A 17856-nucleotide genomic window follows, 5' to 3' on the forward strand; every position below is an offset into this window, starting at 1 on the left:
GCCATGGGTGGACTGCTGGGTTGCACCACCAACGCTCGCCAAGGAGCCTCCATGTCCGATTCCACGCCCGAAGTCGTCTTCCACAACGGCCGCTTCACCACCCTGAACAAGGCCCAGCCCACGGCCACCGCCGTGGCCGTGAAGGACGGCCGGTTCATCGCCGTGGGCACGGACGCCGAGGTGCTGGCCCTGGCCGGCAGCGGCACGCGCCGCATCGATCTGCAGCGCCGCAGCGTGCTGCCCGGCCTGTTCGACAACCACACGCACGTGATCCGTGGCGGCCTGAACTTCAACCTGGAGCTGCGCTGGGACGGCGTGCGCTCGCTGGCCGATGCGCTGGACATGCTCAAGCGCCAGGTGGCCAACACGCCCGCGCCGCAGTGGGTGCGCGTGGTCGGCGGTTTCACCGAACACCAGTTCGTGGAAAAGCGCCTGCCCACCATCGAGGAGATCAACGCCATCGCGCCCGACACGCCGGTGTTCCTGCTGCACCTGTATGACCGCGCCCTGCTCAACGCGGCCGCCCTGCGCGCCGTGGGCTACACCCGCGACACGCCCGAGCCCGCAGGCGGCGAGATCACGCGCGATGCCAACGGCAACCCCACGGGCCTGCTGCTGGCCAAGCCCAACGCCACCATCCTCTATGCCACGCTGGCCAAGGGTCCCAAGCTGCCGCTGGACTACCAGGTCAACTCCACGCGCCACTTCATGCGCGAACTCAACCGCCTGGGCGTGACCGGCGTCATCGATGCGGGCGGCGGCTTCCAGAACTACCCCGACGACTACGAGGTGATCCAGAAGCTCAGCGAGGCCAACCAGATCACCGTGCGCCTGGCCTACAACCTGTTCACGCAAAAGCCCAAGGAGGAGAAGGCCGACTTCCTCAACTGGACGCAGAGCGTGAAATACAAGCAGGGCAACGACTATTTCCGCCACAACGGCGCGGGCGAGATGCTGGTGTACTCGGCCGCCGACTTCGAGGACTTCCGCCAGCCGCGCCCCGACATGCCGCCCAGCATGGAGGGCGACCTGGAGGAAGTGGTGCGCGTGCTGGTGCAGAACCAATGGCCGTGGCGCCTGCATGCCACCTATGACGAGACCATCTCGCGCGCGCTCGATGTCTTCGAGAAGGTGCACCGCGACACGCCCATCGACGGCCTGAACTGGTTCTTCGACCATGCCGAGACCATTTCGGACAGGTCCATCGACCGCATTGCGGCCCTGGGCGGCGGCGTGGCAGTGCAGCACCGCATGGCCTACCAGGGCGAATATTTCACCGAGCGCTACGGCGCACGCGCCACCGAGGCCACGCCGCCCGTCAAGAAGATCCTGGAGCGCGGCGTGAAGACCTCGGCCGGCACGGACGCCACGCGCGTGGCCTCCTACAACCCCTGGGTGTCGCTGTCGTGGATGGTGACGGGCAAGACCGTGGGCGGCCTGCAGATGTACCCCCAGCGCAACCTGCTGGACCGCGAGACCGCGTTGCGCATGTGGACCGAGAACGTGGCCTGGTTCTCCAACGAGGAAGGCCTGCGCGGCCGCATCCAGGTGGGCCAGCTGGCCGACATGATCGTGCCCAGCAAGGACTATTTCGCCGTGCCCGAGGACGAGATCTCCTTCCTCACCTCCGACCTCACCGTGGTGGGCGGCCGCGTGGTCTATGGCGCAGGCCCCTTCCAGCCGCATGACGACAACCCGCTGCCGCCGGCCATGCCCGACTGGTCGCCCGTGCGGCGCTTCGGCGGCTACGGCGCCTGGGGCGAGCCCGAGGGCGCGGGCAGGAACTCGCTCAACCCCGCGCGCTACCGCAGCCTGGCGGCGGCCTGCGGCTGCGGCACCAGCTGCGGCATGCACGGCCACCGCCATGCCGACGCCTGGGCATCGAACGTGCCGACCTCGGACCCCCGAAGCTTCTTCGGCGCGCTGGGCTGCTCCTGCTGGATGGCCTGAGGAGCAAGGCCATGTCCATCGATTCCAAGCCGTCTGCCCCAGCTGTTGCCGGCAGTTCCTCCGGCAGCTTCGCGCCGCTGCGACAGCCCGTGTTCGCGGTGCTGTGGGCCGCCACGGTGCTGGGCAATATCGGCAGCTTCATGCGCGATGTGGCCAGCTCCTGGATGGTGACCGAGCTGTCGGCCAGCCCGGCCGCCGTGGCCCTGATCCAGACGGCGGCCACGCTGCCCATCTTCCTGCTGGCGATTCCGGCAGGCGTGCTGTCGGACATCCTGGACCGCCGGCGTTTCCTGATCGGCATCCAGATCCTGCTGGCCGCCGTCAGCGCCAGCCTGCTGCTGCTGGCCCGCACCAATACGCTGACCGTGGAGTACCTGGTGGCGCTGACCTTCGTGGGCGGCATAGGCGCGGCGCTGATGGGGCCGACCTGGCAGTCCATCGTGCCCGAGCTGGTGCCGCGCAGCGACCTCAAGAACGCGGTGGCGCTGAACTCGCTGGGCATCAACATCGCACGCGCCCTGGGCCCTGCGGCCGGCGGCCTGCTGCTGGCCAGCTTCGGCGCGGCGGCGGCCTACGGTGCGGACGTGGTCAGCTACGTGTTCGTGATCGCCGCGCTGGTCTGGTGGAAGCGCCCCAAGGCCGAGGCATCGGCCCTGAACGAGCAGTTCTTCGGCGCCTTCCGCGCTGGCCTGCGCTATGCCCGCTCCAGCCGCGAGCTGCATGTGGTGCTGCTGCGCGCCGCCGTGTTCTTCCTGTTCGCCAGCTCGGTCTGGGCCCTGCTGCCGCTGGTGGCGCGGCGCATGCTGGGCGGCTCGGCAGGCTTTTACGGCGTGATGCTGGGCGCCGTGGGCGCAGGCGCCATCCTGGGCGCGCTGGTGCTGCCGCGCCTGCGCAAAAGGCTGGATGCCGATGGCCTGGTGCTGCTGTCCTCCGTGCTCAGCGCCGCCGTGATGGCCGCGCTGTCCACGGCGCCGTCGCAATGGGCCGCCGTGCTGCTGATGCTGGTGCTGGGCCTGGGCTGGATCATTGCGCTGACCACGCTCAACGGCGTGGCCCAGGCGGTGCTGCCCAACTGGGTGCGCGGCCGCGGGCTGGCCATCTACCTGATGGTGTTCAACGGCGCCATGGCGGGCGGCAGCCTGGCCTGGGGGCTGTTTGCACAGGGCGTGGGCATTCCCACGGCGCTGCTGATCGGCGCGGCGGGCCTGGTGGCCATCTCGCTGGTTTTCCACCGCATCAAGCTGCCCACGGGCGAGGCGGACCTGCAGGCCTCCAACCACTGGCCCGAGCCGCTGCTGGCCGAGCCCGTGGCCCATGACCGTGGCCCGGTGATGATCCAGGTGGAGTACCAGGTGCGCCGCCAGGACCTGCCGGCCTTCATCGAGGCCATGCAGCATGTGGCGCGCGAGCGGCGGCGCGACGGCGCCTATGCCTGGGGCATCGCCGAGCACACGGGCGAGCCGGGCCGGGTGATCGAGTGGTTCCTGGTGGAGTCCTGGGCCGAGCATCTGCGCCAGCACCAGCGCGTATCCAGGGCCGATGCCGATCTGCAGGCCCAGGCGCTGCGCTTTCACATGGGCCCCGAGCGGCCCGTGGTCCACCACTTCCTGGCGCTGGATGCCGCCAGTGCCGCCAGCGGGCCTGCGCAGGCACCGGCGCACGGCCACGCCCACTGAAGCGTTGCGGCAGGCCTGCCCTGGCCTGCGCCCGGCCTGCCAGGACACCTCAGCGGATATCCAGCCGCTCCAGCGCACGCACCAGGTCGGCCAGCGTGCGCACCTGCATCTTGCGCATGGCCTGGCTGCGGCGCACCTTGACCGTGATTTCGCTCACGCCCAGGTCTGCCGCGATCTGCTTGTTCAGCAGGCCGCGCACCACGCCCACGACCACTTCCTGCTCGCCGGGCGACAGCGACTGCCAGCAGGCGCGCAGCGCCTGTTCGCTGGCGTCCAGCGCGCGGCGCTGGCGGTCCAGGGCAATGCCCTGCTGGATGGCGTCGAGCAGGTCCTGGTCGCGGAAGGGCTTGGTCAGGAACTCGATGGCGCCGGTCTTCATGGCCTCCACGCTCATGGGAATGTCGCCATGGCCGGTGATGAAGATGGTGGGCAGCTTCAGGCCCAGCTCCAGCATCTGGCGCCGGAAGTCCATGCCGCTCTGGCCGGGCATGCGGATGTCCAGCACCAGGCAGGCCGGTCCCTGCGGCGGCTGCCGCTGCCAGTGGTCCAGAAACTCGCGCGTGGCGCCGAAGGCGCGCACGCACAGGCCCACCGAGGCCAGCAGGTCCTCGATGGCTGCGCGCACCGAGGGGTCGTCATCGACGATGTAGACCAGTGCCTCGGCTTCGGCGGTGGAGGGTTCAGCCATGGCGCAATCCCGTGGAAGGCCTGTCGCCCGTGGCCGGGGCGCAGGCGATGGTGACGTGAAAAGCCGTGCCCCCGCGCCCGTCCTCGCGGTCCGTGGCCCAGATGCGGCCGCCGTTGGCCTCGGCCATGTGGCGGCAGATGTTCAGGCCCAGGCCCATGCCGTCGGGCTTGGTGGTCCAGAAGGCATCGAACAGGTGGGTGCGGGCCAGCGGCGACAGGCCTTCGCCCGCATCGGCCACGGTCAGCACCAGTTGCTGGCCCAGGGCCTGGGTGGTGACGGTGATGCGCCGCTGCGCGGCGGGCGTGCCCTGCATGGCGTCCATGGCATTGAGCAGCAGGTTGGCCAGCACCTGCTGGATCTGCACGCGGTCGGCCCAGGCCGGCTGCAGCGCGGTCGCCAGCTGCAGGTCCAGGGCCACGCCGCGCCGGTCCAGCTCTGCGACGGACAGGCGGGCCATTTCGCGCACGGCCTCGTTGAGGTCGAAGGACTGCCGGCTGGGTGCGTCTCCGCGTGCCATGCTGCGGATGCGGGCGATGACATCGCTGGCGCGCTGCGCATCGCCCAGGATGCGCTCCAGCGCCTGGCCGGCCTTGGCGAGGTTGGGCGGCTCCTGGGCCAGCCAGCGCTGGCAGGCGTTGCCGCTGGTGACGATGGCCGCCAGCGGCTGGTTGACCTCATGGGCGATGGAGGCCGTCAACTGCCCCAGGCTGGTGGTCTGGGTGATGCGCAGCAGCTGGGTGCGCGCCGCATGGGCCGCGTTCTGGGCCGCCACCATCTTCAGGCCCAGATAGGCCGTGATGGCAATGGCCAGGATGCTGATCACCATGTTGATCAGTCCGGTGCGATAGGCACCGGCAGGCGTGAGCGCAAAGCTGGCCAGGGTCAGCACGATGCACAGCGCCGTGAGGCCGATGACCACGCGCGGGCTGAACCAGCGCACCGCCACCAGGATGATGGCGGTATGGAACACGGCGGCCGCCACGGCGTAGTCGGTCAGCGTGTCCAGCGCGAAGATCGCGGCCATGGCGACGCCCATGGCCACCAGGATCAGGGCCCGGGGCCAATGGGGAAAGCGGCGCAGAGCGGTGGTCATGGCGTGCAGGGAAAAGGAATGGACTGTCAGCTGCCAATTCTCATTCAAGAAGCCGCTGCACCTGAATGCAAGCTATACCCGAACCGTACGATACTGGCGCGACCCAAAACAAGGGACACCGAGGAAGGGACGCCCCGCACCGAAGGTGTCGTCCCCCTCCCGCGCAGCGAGAGAGGGGGAAGCCGCGCAGCGGCTCAGGGGGTTCACAACACTGGCCGCCGGCCCACGCTCAGTTGCAGCTCCACCGTGGCCTTGGCCAGCTCGGTCTCTGCCTCCAGCGATCCCAGGTAGGCCTCGTCGGCCGAGCGCTGGGCGGACAGCAGCTCCAGCAGCGAAGCCTCGCCATGCCGGTAGGACAGGCGTATGCCTTCGAGCACGCGCTGCGCATCGCGCAGCACACCGTCGCGGTAGCGCTGCACGTTCTCGCGCGCGGCGCTCAGGCGAAAGCGGGCGGCGCGCACATCGGCCTCGGCCCGGTTCTGGGCCTGCTGCAGGGCCAGCATGGCCTGGGTGACGGCCGCCTCGGCCTGCACCAGGTCGCCCCGGTCCAGGCGCGACAGCGGCAGCGGCACGCTGACCGAGACCGACAGCGTGCGCGAGCGCCCGCCGCCATCGAAGGGATTGCCCTGGGCGTCCGTGCCACCGGCCGTGGCGGGCACGGCGGCCATGCCCACGGCCAGCGTGGGATTGACCCAGCGGCTGGCCTGGGCCAGGCCCGCGTTGTCGCGCGCATGCTCCAGCGCCGCCTGGGCGATGCGCACCTCGGCGCGCGACTGCAGCGCCTGGGCGACCAGGGCGTCGGCATCCTCCAGCCCCGAGTCTTCGGCCAATTCCATGAAGCCGCATTGCAGCGTGTCGCTGGCAAAGACTTCGGACAGGCGGCGCCCCAGCGGGACGGACAGCGCCAGCCGCGCGGTCTGCGCCTCGGCGCGCGCCTGCACCACCTCGGCCTGGAAGCGGTCGCGCTCCACGCGCGACTGCAGCCATTCCACGCCGCCGATGTCGCCGGCCTTGCGCCGCAGCTCGTTGGCCTGCACCACGTCGCCCAGCGCCTTCAGCGTCTGCTGCTTGCGCTCCAGCGCCAGCGAGTCGCGGCAGGCCTGGGTGTAGTCCTGGGCGGCATCGGAGAACAGCTGGCTGCGCACGCCTTCAAGGCCGGCCTCGGACAGGCGCACCTGGCTGCGTGCGGACTGGATGCGCGCGGCGCGCTTGCCGCCCGTCTCCAGCTCCATGCTGATCTCGTAGTTGCGCGTGGTGGGCCGGGGCTGGCCGGTGCGCACCTGCTCGCGCGAGGCGCCCAGCGTGAGGCTGGGGTCGGGGCGTATGCCGGCGATGCCGATGCCGGCACGCGCGGATTCCACGCCCTGCTCCTCCGAGCGCAGCAGCGGGCTGTGCTGCTCCACGGCGTTGAGGTAGTCGGAAAAGCGCAGGCCGGCAGGTGCCGCCGTTGCAGTTGCTGTTGCAGTTGCTGTGGCTCCAACGGCGGACGGCGCCGTCTGCGCCTGGGCTGCGGCGCCAAGGCACAGCAGCAGGGCCAGGGCCTGCCTGGGGAAGAAAGGGGTCGTTTGCATGGCGACTCGCATCAATGGGGTTGGCTCGTTGCGGTGCGATGCCCGCCCTCGTCCTCGGCGGCATCCGGATCACCGCTCTCACCGCGTTCAGCGGCGCGGCGCTGGCGGCGCTCGGCCGCGCGGGCGGCACGGGCCTCGATCACGTAGTAGAGGTTGGGCAGCAGCAGCAGGGTCAGCAAGGTGGCGCTGAACAGGCCGCAGACCACGACCGTGGCCAGGGGCCGCTGCACGTCGCTGCCCAGGCCCGTGGCCAGCATGGCCGGCGTGAGGCCGAAGGCGGCGACGGTGGCCGTCATCAGCACGGGGCGCATGCGGCTGGAGGCGCCTTCGAGCACGGCTTCGCGCAGGCCCAGGCCGTCCTCGCGGCGCAGGCGGTTGATCTGCGAGACCATGAGCACGCCCGAGAGCACGGCCACGCCGAACAGCGCGATGAAGCCCACGGCGCTGGAGACGTTGAGCGTCATGCCGCGCAGGTGCAGGCCCGCAAAGCCGCCGATCATGGCCAGCGGCACCACGCCCAGCACCAGCAGCGGCTGGCGCAGGTTGCCGAACTCGCCGAACAGCAGCACCAGCATGATGCCCAGCGTCAGCGGCAGGATCATGAGCAGCCGCGCCTCGGCACGCTGCAGGTTCTCGAACTGGCCGCCCCACTCGATGTGCAGCTTCTGGCGGTCGTAGTCCAGGTGCTGGTCGATGGCGGTGTGCGCATCCTTGAGGAAGCCCGCCAGGTCGCGGCCGCGCACATTGAGCTTGACGAGGATGTGGCGCTCGCCGCCCTCGCGCACGATGACGCTCTGGCCCACGGTGGTGGTGATGCGCGCCACGTCGGCCAGCGGCACCTGGGCGCCATTGGCGGCCGACAGGCGCAGCGCGCCGATGGCCTCGGGGCTGCTGCGCGTGTCGGGTGTGAAGCGCACGGCCATGTCGTAGCTGCGCTCGCCCACGTACAGCTGGCCGATGGAGGCCCCGCCCACGCCGGTGGAGATGAGCTGCGCCACGTCGGAGGCATTGATGCCGTAGCGCGCGGCAGCGGCGCGGTCCAGCGCAATGCGCAGGTTGGGCAGCGGCGGCTCCACGTCCACGGCCACATCGGCCGCGCCGGGCACTTTCTCCAGCACGGCCACCAGGGCATCGGCGACGCGCCGGTCCTCAGCCAGGTCCTGGCCGAAGACCTTTACCGTGAGGTCGCTGTGCGCGCCCGACAGCTTGTCCTGCACGCCGTCGATCATGGGCTGCATGAAGCCCACGGAGTAGCCGGGCAACTGGTCGAAGCGCGCGGCCATCTTCGCGATCAGCTGCTGCTTGGTCAGGCCCGACTTCCATTCGCCATAGGGATGCAGGCCCACGCTGGCCTCGATGTGCGAGGGCGTCCAGTAGTCGGTGCCGTCATCGTTGCGCCCGGTCTGGGTGACGATGTAGGAGACCTCGGGGAACTCCAGCGCGGCGCTGCGCAGCGCGTCGGCCATGTCGCGCGCCTTGTCCAGCGTGATGCCGGGCGGCATCTGCACCTGCAGCCAGATGGAGCCTTCGTCCAGGTACGGCAGGAAGTCGCGGCCCATGGTGCCGGCCAGCACGCCCAGCGCCAGCAGCGAGGCCGCCACGGCCCCCGCCAGCCAGCGCACGCGGCCCACGGCCGCGCCCAGGAAGCGGTCATAGCCCACGCCCAGCCGGTGCAGCACGGGGTTGTGGAAGATCCTGCGCGGCCTGCGGAAGGCCAGCCAGGCCAGGGCCGGCGTGAGCAGCAGGGCCACGGCCAGCGCCCCCACCAGGGCCGCGCCCACGGCGCTGGCCATGGGCGAGAACAGCTTGTACTCGATGCGCTCGAAGGCGAACAGCGGCAGGTAGGCGGCCGCGATCACGCACATGCCGAAGAAGATGGGCCGCGCCACCTGCAGCGTGGCCGTGATGGCGTCCCTGGGCGTGAGCGGCCGGTTCTGGTCGGCCTCGCGGCGCCGCAGGATGTTCTCGACCACGACCACGGCGCCGTCCACCAGGATGCCGAAGTCGATGGCGCCCAGCGACAGCAGGTTGGCCGGAATCTTCGCGTGGTGCATGAAGATGAAGGCCAGCAGCAGCGCCATGGGAATGGTCAGCGCCACGATCAGCGCCGCGCGCGGGCTGCCCAGGAAGACCAGCAGCACCAGGGTGACGACGATCAGGCCTTCGGCCAGGGTCTTGCCCACGGTGTGGGTGGTGCGCTCGATCAGCGTGGTGCGGTCCAGGTAGGGCACGACGTTCACGTCGGGCGGCAGCAGCTTGCCGTTGAGCTCCTCCACGGCGGCATGGATGCCCTCCAGCGCCTGCGAGGGGTTGGAGCCCTTGAGCAGCAGCACGATGCCCTGCAGGGTGTCGGAGTTGCCGTCCTTGCCCAGGATGCCGCGCCGCTCCACGTTGCCGTAGGTCAGCCGCCCCAGGTCCTTGACCAGCACGGGCGTGCCGCTGTCCGTGGTCTTGACGACCACGTTGCCCATGTCGTCCAGCGAGCCCAGCAGGCCCACGCCGCGCACCACATAGGAGACATCGCCCCGGTCGATGACGCTGCCGCCGCCGCTGGCGTTGTTGGCATTGATGGCCTCGACCACCTGGGACAGCGCCAGCCCGTACTGCAGCAGCCGCGCCGGGTCCAGCTCCAGCATGAACTGCGTGGTCAGGCCGCCGAAGTTGGTCACGTCCACCACGGACTGGGCCTTCTTCAGGTGCGGGATCACCACCCACTGCTGCAGCTCGGACAGCTCGCGCAGGCTGCGCACCGGGCTTTCCAGCGTGTAGCGGTAGACCTCGCCCGTGGGCGAGCTGTAGGGGTCCAGCCCGGCGCGGGCACCATAGGGCAGCGTGACCTCGTCGATGCGCTCCTTCAGGCGCTGGCGCGCCCAGTAGCCGTCCACGCCGTCCTCGAAGACCACGGTGATCAGCGACAGCGCGAACAGGCTGCGCGAGCGCAGCACGTGCATGCCGGGCGTGGCCAGCAGGGCGCGCTCCAGCGGGATGGTGATCTGCTGCTCGATCTCCTCGGCCGCCAGGCCTGGCACCTGGGTGACGATCTGCGAGGTCACGTCGGCAATGTCGGGATAGGCCTCCAGCGGCAGCTGCTTCCAGCTGAACACGCCATACAGGGCCGCGAAGCAAAAGACCAGCCAGACCACGCCGCGGCGCGAAAAGCCGATGTTGACGATGCGCTCGATCATTGCAGCAGCACTCCCCCGTTGACCACCACGCGCTCGCCGGCCGCCAGGCCCGAGAGGATCTCGGCCTGGCCGTCCTGCTGCGCGCCGACCTGCACGTCGCGCGGCTCGAAGCGCCAGCCGCCCTTGTCCACGAAGACGCGCGTGCTGACCTGGCCCTGCAGCAGGGCCGCGGCCGGCACCATCACGGCCTGGCGCGCCGGGGCGTCGAAGCCCACGCGCGCAAACATGCCGGGGCGCAGCCGCCCTTCGGGGTTGTCCACGGCCACGCGCACCTTGACGCTGCGCGTGGCGGTGTCCACCAGCTCGCCCACGTACTGCACGCGGCCCTGCAGCTGCAGGTCGGGATAGGCGGCCAGCGCGATGTGGGCCTGCTGGCCCACGTCCACATGGGCCAGGTCGCGCTCGCTGACGCTGGCGCTGAGCCAGACCTTGCGCAGGTCGGCCACGGTCATGACGGAGGCATTCACATCGTTCCAGTAGCCGCCCTGCGAGCCCGCCATCTCGACCACGCGGCCGCTGATGGGCGACTTGACCACGTAGCTGCCGCGCGAGCCTTCCTGCACGGCCGCACCCAGCTGGGACAGGTGGTCGGAGGCGGCGCGCGCATCGGCACCTGCTGCGGCCAGCGCCTGCTGCGCGGCCTCGTAGTCCTTGCGCGCGGCGATCTCGGCATCGAACAGCAGCTTCTGGCGGTCGAACTCCTGGCGCGCGTGCAGCAGCGCGGCCTGGGCCTTGGCGTGCTCGGCACGCACGCTGGAGATCTCGGAGGAGTCCATGGTGATCAGCGCATCGCCGGCCTTCACCGCATCGCCCAGCTGGTGGTGCAGGCGCACCAGGCGGCCCGCCACGGGCGGCGTGATGCGGACCAGCTTTTCAGGCTCGGCCTCGATGGTGGCGGGGGCCGACAGGCGGGTCTGCAGCGGCTGCAGGGCGATCTCGGCCACCTGCAGGCGCTCGCGCAGCGGCGAGCCTTCGGGCACCACGATGAGGTTGCCTTCGCGGCGCACGGGAGCCGGTTGCGGGGCGGCGGTGGCGGGGGTTGCTGCTGCAGCCGGGGTTTCGGCCGGGCCGTTGCAGGCGGCCATGGCCACGCTGATCAGCAGCCCGCCCACAGGCCAGGCGGCCGCCAGCAAGGGATGGCGCTGGTGCAGGCCATGGGGTCGGCCATGGGGTCGGCCTGGTCGTTCAGAAGCGAGAAAGCGGGTCATCCTGAGGTCTCCGGGCGCCACGGACCCGCGCAGACCTCTCGCCCCTTCAGGCGATCACAGGCCTCCGCCCGGGTCCGGGCAGATCAAGAAATGGAAGAAGGGAAAGGCGGAAAGAGGCGGCGCGGCAGCGCCTGGCAGGATCGGGATCGGAATCAGGATCGGGGTCCATGGGGTACTCCTTTGCGTGTGGGTGGCGCAGTCCCCGTGCAGGCCGGGAGCCCTGTTTGCTGCAGTGCAATATGTGCCCGGAATTATCAAAGGCGAAAGTGCCTGCGGCCAGCCTTTGTTGGGAAGGCTGGCCTGTTCATTGGTGGATGCGGGATATACCTTCGTATAGAAGATGGCCGGCACAAGGGCCCCTCGGCCTGGCCTGGCCCGGCCCAGCCCGGCCCGGAAAGCAAAAAGCCGCCAGCGCGGAGCGGGCGGCTTGCGGGCGATGGCCTGCGGGAAAGATCAGTCCACCTTCAGGCCGATGGCTTTCACCAGTTCGCCGAAGCGCTCGCGCTCGGTGGCGTGGTGGTCGATGAAGGCCTTGCGGCTCAGCGGCGCGGGCGTGGCTCCCAGGGTGAGGATGACGTCGTTGACGTTCTTTTGCTCCAGCGCCTTGGCCACGGCAGTGCGAACGGCCTCGATCACCGATTCGGGCGTGCCCGTGGGCGCGTAGATGCCGAACAGCGTGTCCGCATCAAAGCCCGGCAGGCCGCTTTCGGCCAGCGTGGGCACGTTGGGGTACTGCGGCGAGCGGTGCGGGCTGCCGATGGCCAGCAGGCGCAGCTTGCCCGCCTCGACCTGCTTGAGGCCCGGACCCGGGTCGAACCAGAACTGCAGCTGCCCGCTGAGCACGTCGCTGAGCGCCGGGCCCGCGCCCTTGTAGGGGGCGTGCACGGCATCGACGCCGGCCATGCGCTTGAACATCTCGCCGGCCAGGTGCGGCGAGCTGCCCTGGCCCGGCGAGCCGTAGGACAGCTTGCCGGGGTTGGCCTTCAGGTGCTTGATGAACTCGGCCACGTTGGTGGCGGGCACGGCGGGATTGGTCTCCAGGAACACATGCACGCGCGCCACGGCAGCCACGGGCGTCAAATCCTTTTCGGGATTGAAGGCCAGCTTGCTGTAGATCATCGGGTTGATGGTGATGGCCCCGCCCGAGCTGAGCAGCAGCGTGTAGCCATCCTTGGGCGCGCGCACGGTTTCGCTGATGCCGATGTTGCCGCCCGCGCCGGGCTTGTTGTCCACCACCACCGACTGGCCCAGCACCTGGGACATGGTGGGCGTGATGGCGCGCGCCAGCACATCGGCCGCGCCGCCGGGCGCGAAGTTCACCACCAGGCGCACCGGGCGCTCGGGCCATTTGTCGCCGGCCTTCTGCGCCAGCGCAGGGACCGAGGCCGTCGCGCCCAGCAGGGCCAGCAGGCCCAGGCGGCGCCAGCGGCTGAAGGGGGTTGTCTTGTGCATGAACTGTGTCTCCTTGGGTTGTGAATTCTTGAAAGCGTGATGGGAGCCCGGCGGCGGCGGGGCTGCAATCAGTCCAGCCGAATGCCCGCCGACTCGATGACCTGGCCCCAGCGCCGGCTTTCGCTGCGCCAGTAGTCGCGCATCTGCGCAGGCGTGCCGGGCAGCGGCTCCAGCGACAGCGCCTCGAAGCGCGCCAGCACCGCAGGCGAGCGCAGCGCCTGCTGCAGCGCCACGGACCAGGCCTGCACGGTGGCGTCGTCCGTGCCGGCCGGCGCCACCAGGCCCTGCCATGCATGGGCCTCGAAATCCTTGACGCCCTGCTCGGCCAGCGTGGGCACGGACGGATGGCTCTTGAGCCGCTCGGCGCTGGCCACGCCGATGACACGCAGCTTGCCGGCCGCAATGTGCTGGGCCGCCGCCGCGCTGTCGGCCAGCATGAAGGGGATCTGGCCGCCGATCACATCGATCAGGGCCGGCCCCGCGCCGCGATAGGGCACATGGGACATCTTCAGGCCCAGGCGCTGCGACAGCAGTTCGGTGGCCAGGTGGTGGGGCGTGCCCAACCCCGGGCTGCCGTAGCTGACGGGGCCTGGCTGGGCCTTCACCCACTGCGTGAACTCCTGCAGGTTGTGCACCGGCAGCTGGTTGCCGACCACAAGGAACAGCGGAAAGCGCGCCAGCAGGCCGATGGGCACGAAGTCCTTCTCGGCGTTGTAGGCCAGCTTGCGAAACAGGTGGGGGTTGGCCGCCAGCGTGGCGAAGTCGGCCGTGAAGACCAGGCTGCCCAGTTCGCGCGTGCGCGCCGCGTATTCGGCGGCGATGTTGGTGCCTGCACCGGGCTTGTTCATGACGACCACGGTGCGGCCCAGGGCTTTGCCCCAGACTTCGGCCACGCCGCGCGCCACGGCGTCCGAGCCGCCGCCTGCGGCAAAGCCCACCACCCATTCGATGGGCTTGCCGGTCTGGGCGTGTGCCGTGCCCATGCCCAGCAGGGGCGAGGCGCCTATGGCCAGTGCGGCCTTGAGTGCTTGTCTGCGCAGCATCTTGTCTCCTTCTTGTAGTGGCTCGTTTTGCCTTGAGCGCGTTCAGCGCGGTGCGACGGAGCCCGCGTTCTCGGACAGGCTGACCAGTGCATGCAGCGTGCGCGTCACGGGCACGGCAATGCCCAGGCGGTCGGCCACCTTAAGCACGGCACCGTGGATGGCGCCCGTCTCGGTGGCACGGCCGGCCAGCAGGTCCTGCAGCATCGAGGGCTGGTGGCCCCGGTGATGGTCCAGCGCATCGCGCACGGCCGCGCCCACGCGCTCGGCGCTGGCGGCGACGCCATGGGCATGGGCGACGGACAGCACCTCGTCCAGCACGCGCTGCAGCAGGGCCTCGCCCTGCGGATTGGCCAGTCCGTCCACGGTCTGGCGCGTCACGGCGCACACGCCGTTGAAGGCGGCATTGAAGGCCAGCTTCTCCCAGATGGCCTCCTGCACCTGCGGGTCGATGCTGCAATGCATGCCTGCGCGGTTGAGGTCTTCCGCCAGCAGGTCGAAGACCGCGCTGCGCTGGCCGTCGCAAGGCATGAAGCGGATACCGCCCTGCCCCATGGAGCTGACCTCGCCCGGCGACATCACGCGCGCAGGCCAGGTGGTCACGCCCACGGCGATGCGCTCGGCCGGCACCCGCTCGCGCAGCACATCGGCGTGGCCTATGCCGTTTTGCAGGCTCAGGAAATGCGTGTCCGGCCCGATGAGATGGGCAATGCCCTGCAGTGCAGCGCGCGTATGGGCCGACTTGGTGAAGACCAGCCACAGCGCGGGCCCCGCCGTGAGCTGCTCGGCCCGCGCCGCATGCACGCGGGCCTGCTGCAGCCCCTCATCGGTGTGGCAGCGCGCACCATCGCGGTTCAGGGCCTGCAGCAGTTCGTCGTTCACATCGACCAGGGTCACGTCCAGGCCGACGTTGGCCAATCGTGCGGCGAACAAGGTGCCCATGGCGCCTGCGCCGAGGATGCCTATGCTTCTTGTGTTTTCCATTGCCGTGTCTCCTGCAGGGGGCTTCGCCTCAGGCGACTTCGACCTCGACCACGATGGGCTTGGGATGGGCCAGCGCGCGGGCCAGCACATCGGCCAGCTCGGCAGCGTTCTCCACATGCACGCCGTCGCAGCCCTGGCCCCGCGCCAGCGCCACGAAGTCGATGTCGGGCAGTTCCGTGCCCTCGACCTTCTCGCCCTCGCGGTAGCCGAAGACATGGGCGAAGTCCTGCAGCGCCGCATAGCGGCGGTTCTTGAGGATCACGAAGCTGATGGGCAGGCGCAGCTGGGCTGCACTCCAGAGGGCCTGGATGGCATACATGGCCGAGCCGTCGCCGATGACGGCGACCACCTTGGCCTCGGGCTTTGCCAGCGCCACGCCCACGGCGGCCGGCATGCTGTGGCCCAGGCCGCCGCTGCACATGGTGTAGAAGGTGCCCGAATGGAAGATGGGCAGGTAGGTCTGGATGGTGGAGCGCGAGCTGGGCGCCTCTTCCACCACGATGCTGTGGCGGTCTCGCACCTGGGCCAGCGTGTGCATGGCAAAGGCCACCGACATGCGCTCGCCTGCGGCGGGCGCGGCCGGCACGGGCGCTGCGGGCCGGGGTGCGGGCGCCTGGCGCGGTGCGGGTGCGGGGCGCTGCAGCAGCTCCTCCACGCCCATGCGCACATTGCCCACGGCAGCCGTGCCCACGGGGGCCCAGGCGGCAATGGCCGGGTCCTCGATCAACTGGTAGAGCGCCGTGCCTTCGGGGATGTGCGGGCCCTCGCCTTCCACGTGGTAGGTGAAGGCGGCCGCGCCCACGGCGAAGACCACGTCATGGCCGGACAGCAGCTGCACGATGCGCTCGCGCATGGCCGGCAGGAAGCCGGCGAACAGGGGATGGTCCTCGGGGAAGCTGCAGCGCCCGCTCATGGGGGCCACGAAGACGCGGGCCTGGTGGCGCTCGGCCAGCGCGACCACGGCATCCCAGCCCTGGGCCCGGTCCACGGCCGCGCCCACGACCAGGGCCGGGGCACGCGCCGCATCCAGCGCATCGCCGATAAGGTCCAGCGTGCGCGGATCGGGCCGCGTCTCGAAGCCCACATGGCGCAGCGTGACGGGCTCGGCCGGCTTGTCCCAGTCATCGGCGGGAATGGAGACCAGCACGGGGCCGCGCGGCTCCTGCATGGCGATGTAGTAGGCGCGCGCCAGCGCCTGGGGCACGTCTTCGGCGCGCGCGGGCTCGCAGCTCCACTTCACATAGGGCTTGGGCAGCTCGGCGGCCTGGTTGGAGTGCAGGAAGGGGTCGAACTGCAGTAGCGAGCGCGCCTGCTGGCCCGCCGTGATCACCAGGGGCGTGCGGTTCTTGAAGGCCGTGAAGATGTTGGCCATGGCGTGGCCCACGCCCGCGGCCGAGTGCAGGTTCACGAAGCTGGCATTGCGCGTGGCCTGGGCATGGCCGTCGGCCATGCCCACGACCACGGTTTCCTGCAGGCCCAGCACATAGGAGAAGTCTTCGGGATAGTCGCGGAACAGCGGCAGCTCGGTCGAGCCCGGGTTGCCGAAGATGCGCGTCATGCCCAGCTCGCGCAGCATGGCGATCACGGCATGGCGCACGGTGTAGGTCGCGGTGGAGGGGGAAGTCTGGGCGGGCTGGCTGCGGGGGGTGGTGGGTGCTTGCAAGATGGGGTCTCCTGGGGAATGGGCCGGCCGCCCGGTGCGTGCCGCGCGGTGGCCATGGAAGTCGGTGCCCATGGTGCAGGCGCTTATGATTTCCAGCAATTGAATAAACTATCTAAGAAATATTCACCAAATGGATATCAAGAACCTGGACCTCAACCTGCTGCGCGTCTTTGACGCCGTGTACCGCCACTGCAGCGTCAGCCGCGCGGCCGAGGAGCTGGGCATGTCCCAGCCCGCCGCCAGCCAGGCCGTGACGCGGCTGCGCCTGCTGCTGGGCAATCCGCTGTTCGAGCGCGCGCACGCAGGCGTGCGCCCCACGCCGCGTGCCGAGCGCCTGGCGCTGGCCGTGCGCCAGGCGCTGGAGGTGCTGGAAGTCGCCATGTCCGAGGCCCAGAGCTTCGAGCCGCTGCAGGCGCGCCAGCGCTTTCGCATCCACCTGAGCGACATCGGCGAGGCGCGCTTTCTGCCGCCGCTGATGCAGGCGCTGCACCAGCGCGCCCCGCATGTGCAGCTGGAGACCCTGCCCATGCCGTTGGACGGCATTGCCGATGCGCTGGACCGGGGCACGCTGGACATCGCCATCGGCTTTCTGCCGGGTGGCACGCGGACCCGGCAGACCGTGCTGCTGTCCGACCACTACGGCGTGCTGCTGCGCAGCGGCCACCCCGCGCTGGCGCACCTGCCCGAAGACGCGCCACTGGCGCTGGCCACGCTGCGCCAGCTGGATTTCGCGGCCGTGCGCTCGCATTCGGAGACGCTGCGCATCCTGCAGGCGCTGCGGCTCGATGAGCGCATCCGCCTGTCGGCCGCGCATTTCATGGCCGTGCCCTCCATCGTGGGCAAGACCGACCTGGCGGTGATCATGCCGGCCGAGATCGCGGCCGGCTTTGTCGAGCGCGGCGGCTATGCGGTGCGCGATGCCGACCTGCCCGATCACCGCTTCGACGTGTCGCTGCACTGGAGCTGGCGCTTCGAACAGGAACCGGCCAAGCGCTGGCTGCGCGAACTGGTCTGCGAGCTGTTCCAGCAGCCCCGGCACCGCGAGGCCGCCGCGCCCTGAAGGGCCCGCCGTCACGGGCATGACTTGCGGGCTGCCAACACTAGAGCGTGTTGTGCACTTTTACGTGCCCGCGAAAGCCGGGAAAGGGGTCCGGAACGAGGCGTAGCACGCGCCGCGGTTGCCACACCGCAAGCGGGCTGCAACGAAGGGCCGGGCCCCTTTCCCGGCTTTCCCTTCGGGTTGGCTCTGCGCGCAGGCGCTCGCGGCGTTGCAGCGCTTGCCAAGGCTTCAGCCTTGGCGGCGCACTGCGCCGCCTTGCGATCACCAGCGCGCAGAGCCAACGCGG

General features: G+C 70.1%; 12 protein-coding genes. 3 read left to right on the top strand and 9 right to left on the bottom strand.

The genetic code is table 11. The features are described from left to right. The first annotated feature begins 51 nt into the window (after window positions 1-51). Window positions 52-1950: an amidohydrolase gene (locus ACF8LI_RS09480; protein WP_392412462.1), complete on the top strand. Its 1899-nt coding sequence runs from the start codon at window positions 52-54 to the stop codon at window positions 1948-1950. Window positions 1951-1961: 11 nt separating this feature from the next. Beyond that, entirely contained in the window at window positions 1962-3626 is a 1665-nt protein-coding gene (locus ACF8LI_RS09485; RefSeq protein WP_209798846.1) for an MFS transporter, read from the top strand. Between the two features lie 49 nt (window positions 3627-3675). Here the strand turns inward: ACF8LI_RS09485 and ACF8LI_RS09490 are convergent, their stop codons facing one another. The 9 genes from ACF8LI_RS09490 to mdlC all read right to left on the bottom strand — a co-directional run bounded on the left by ACF8LI_RS09490 (window position 3676) and on the right by mdlC (window position 16510). Continuing rightward, window positions 3676-4314: a response regulator transcription factor gene (locus ACF8LI_RS09490; protein ID WP_034364261.1), complete on the bottom strand. Its 639-nt coding sequence runs from the start codon at window positions 4312-4314 to the stop codon at window positions 3676-3678. Next, entirely contained in the window at window positions 4307-5407 is a 1101-nt protein-coding gene (locus ACF8LI_RS09495; RefSeq protein WP_392412463.1) for a sensor histidine kinase, read from the bottom strand. The genes ACF8LI_RS09490 and ACF8LI_RS09495 overlap by 8 nt, the downstream gene beginning before the upstream one ends. A 203-nt stretch (window positions 5408-5610) precedes the next feature. Beyond that, a complete protein-coding gene (locus ACF8LI_RS09500) occupies window positions 5611-6978 on the bottom strand; it encodes a TolC family protein (RefSeq protein ID WP_392412465.1) in 1368 nt (455 codons plus the stop codon). Window positions 6979-6989: 11 nt separating this feature from the next. Beyond that, window positions 6990-10163: an efflux RND transporter permease subunit gene (locus ACF8LI_RS09505; RefSeq protein ID WP_392412466.1), complete on the bottom strand. Its 3174-nt coding sequence runs from the start codon at window positions 10161-10163 to the stop codon at window positions 6990-6992. Next, window positions 10160-11371, bottom strand: a complete 1212-nt coding sequence (locus ACF8LI_RS09510) for an efflux RND transporter periplasmic adaptor subunit (RefSeq protein ID WP_392412468.1) — start codon at window positions 11369-11371, stop codon at window positions 10160-10162. The genes ACF8LI_RS09505 and ACF8LI_RS09510 overlap by 4 nt, the downstream gene beginning before the upstream one ends. A 453-nt stretch (window positions 11372-11824) precedes the next feature. After that, complete coding sequence (locus ACF8LI_RS09515) at window positions 11825-12823, bottom strand: tripartite tricarboxylate transporter substrate binding protein (protein ID WP_013804051.1); 999 nt, start codon at window positions 12821-12823, stop codon at window positions 11825-11827. 68 nt (window positions 12824-12891) lie between these two features. After that, a complete protein-coding gene (locus ACF8LI_RS09520; protein WP_016453177.1) occupies window positions 12892-13866 on the bottom strand; it encodes a tripartite tricarboxylate transporter substrate binding protein in 975 nt (324 codons plus the stop codon). 42 nt (window positions 13867-13908) lie between these two features. Beyond that, a complete protein-coding gene (locus ACF8LI_RS09525) occupies window positions 13909-14847 on the bottom strand; it encodes a ketopantoate reductase family protein (protein WP_392412469.1) in 939 nt (312 codons plus the stop codon). Window positions 14848-14875: 28 nt separating this feature from the next. Continuing rightward, window positions 14876-16510 (bottom strand): benzoylformate decarboxylase, encoded by a 1635-nt coding sequence (mdlC, locus tag ACF8LI_RS09530; protein WP_392412471.1) that lies wholly within the window; start codon window positions 16508-16510, stop codon window positions 14876-14878. Between the two features lie 130 nt (window positions 16511-16640). On the opposite strand from mdlC, the gene ACF8LI_RS09535 reads away from it, so the two are divergent. Further along, complete coding sequence (locus tag ACF8LI_RS09535) at window positions 16641-17570, top strand: LysR family transcriptional regulator (protein WP_016453174.1); 930 nt, start codon at window positions 16641-16643, stop codon at window positions 17568-17570. Window positions 17571-17856: the final 286 nt, after the last annotated feature.

This window comes from Delftia sp. WSY_12 (genome assembly GCF_043104645.1).
Lineage (GTDB): Bacteria > Pseudomonadota > Gammaproteobacteria > Burkholderiales > Burkholderiaceae_C > Comamonas > Comamonas tsuruhatensis.